The organism is Thioalkalivibrio sp. ALE21, assembly GCF_003208255.1.
Lineage (GTDB): Bacteria > Pseudomonadota > Gammaproteobacteria > Ectothiorhodospirales > Ectothiorhodospiraceae > Thioalkalivibrio > Thioalkalivibrio halophilus.
Genome location: NZ_QKMA01000041.1, coordinates 1 through 1,900 on the forward strand (window position 1 = coordinate 1; position 1,900 = coordinate 1,900).

Annotated in this window: 1 protein-coding gene; it reads left to right on the forward strand. The window is 65.6% G+C overall.

Translation table 11 applies throughout. The features are described 5' to 3' along the window. Positions 1–181: 181 nt before the first annotated feature. Positions 182–1,843, forward strand: a complete 1,662-nt coding sequence (locus D893_RS13640; RefSeq protein ID WP_246863940.1) for a tetratricopeptide repeat protein — start codon at positions 182–184, stop codon at positions 1,841–1,843. The last annotated feature ends 57 nt before the right edge of the window (positions 1,844–1,900 follow it).

The window sequence follows — 1,900 nt, forward strand, 5'->3', positions numbered from 1 at the left end:
ATCTCCTCTGGCTGGCTGGTTGGTCGCACTCCCATTCCAGCCGGATACGCCGCCTTCCTCAATCCCCCCCGTACACCACTTTCGACAGTAACTCGCTGGTGAACCGCTTGTCCCTTGTTCTGATGCAGATTGGTGCGGGAGCTGTTTGATGAACGTTGCTGTGCTTCCAGAGGTGGATCGATTGCAGCGCGACTGGCTGGAGGAGCTTCCGGCTCGGTGGTTCTGGCAGGTTGAGGGCGGGCACTTTGCCGGCAAGAGCACTCTTCTGCGCCGGCTTGCGGCAACGGCCCGGGAGGAAGGGTATGTGGCGGTGCTGGTGCAGCCACCCGAGCGGGCTCCGGATGCGGGTATGGCCGCGATGCTGGACGTGGCCCGGGGGCTCGCGGCCGCCGGTGTGATCGGCGCGGATGATCTCGCGGGCGTGCGTGACGGGGGGCGGCTTTGGGCGGACAAGCTGGAGGACCTGGACAAGTGGTTGGAGTCGGAACCCGATCGGGTGGTTCTGTTCTGTGACGATCCGGTGCGCTGGTCTTCCGGGACTGGCGAGGACTCGGACCACTTCCGAAGGCAGGCCGATGAGGTCGTGGAGCGGTTGATGGCTGCTCCGTGTCGCAAGGTGGTGACAGGTAAACCCTGCCTTGCCCGGCAGCGAAAAGACCGCCGCTGGTCCCTCAAGGCCGTATCGGCCGCTGCACCATGGCTGCGGGAAAGAGCCGCGTGGGGTGAGCTGGCCGGTGTTGCGGAGGAGCTGGCCGCCCGGAACTTGCCGGGGCTGGAGGAGCGGTCGGCACTGGAAGTGCGCCTGCTGGTGGCGCTGGCCGCGCTTCGCTCGCCCGAGGAGGTTGCCCGCTGGTGGGGGGTGGGGCGTGAGCGCCGCAGACTGACCGGGGAGTTGATTGCGGCGCTGGAGAAGACCCCGGAGGCTCGCGCTCTGCTGGAAGCATGGGGGCGTTTGAGTCTTGTTCGCCGGCCCCTGGATGAGCCGATGCTGGAGGCGCTGGGTGTGCCGGCGGATTGGTGGGGCCAGTTGCTCCGCCACTGTCTGCTGTTCGAGGAGCAGGGGGTGTATCGGCTCCATGAACTGCTGAAGGCGGATGCTCGCGAGCACGGTCTGTGGCTGGAGCCGGCGGCTCGACGCGAGGCCCACGCGAGATTGCACGGGATCTATCGCGAACGCTTCGAAGCACGGGAGACCGGCGACGGGCTGGCGCTTGTGGAGGAGTGTGAGGCCTTCCACCACGGCATGCATTCCGGGGATGTGGCTCTCATGGATGGCGCGCGTCCCTTCTTTGCTGCTCAGCTGGATATCCTGGGCCGCACACTGTCGCGTGACCATGAGAATTTCGAGGGCGCGGCCGGGGTATTCGAGCGGGCGCTGAAGTGGGAGCCGGAGGATGATTACGCGCACCACTATCGCGCTTACAATCTGGATATCCTCGCCCGGGACCCGGGTCTCGTGGAGATTCACTATCAAAGGGCCATCGAGCTGGAGCCGGATAACGTCTGGTGGCACTCGCGCTGGATCAATTACCTGATTACGCGGGGGCGGATGTCGGCTGCCAGGGGGGCATGGCGAGAGGCCCTGGACCAGTTCGAGCTGCCGGATCCGGATGCCGATCCCGCTCTCTACGGGAGTTTGCATATCTGGGTGGCGCGTCTGCTGCTGCACCGCGGTCAGCTGGATATGGCGAGGGAGGTGCTTGACGGTATCCCGGAGGGGGAATTCCGGGACGATCCGGGCAAGGCGGCCCTGAAACGACGTCTCGATGCCCTGGTGCAGGCGCGCCGGGGTGAGGTGGTCTTTCCGGAGTTACTGTCGAAAGTGGTGTACGGGGGGGATTGAGGAAGGCGGCGTATCCGGCTGGAATGGGAGTGCGACCAACCAGCCAGCCAGAGGAGA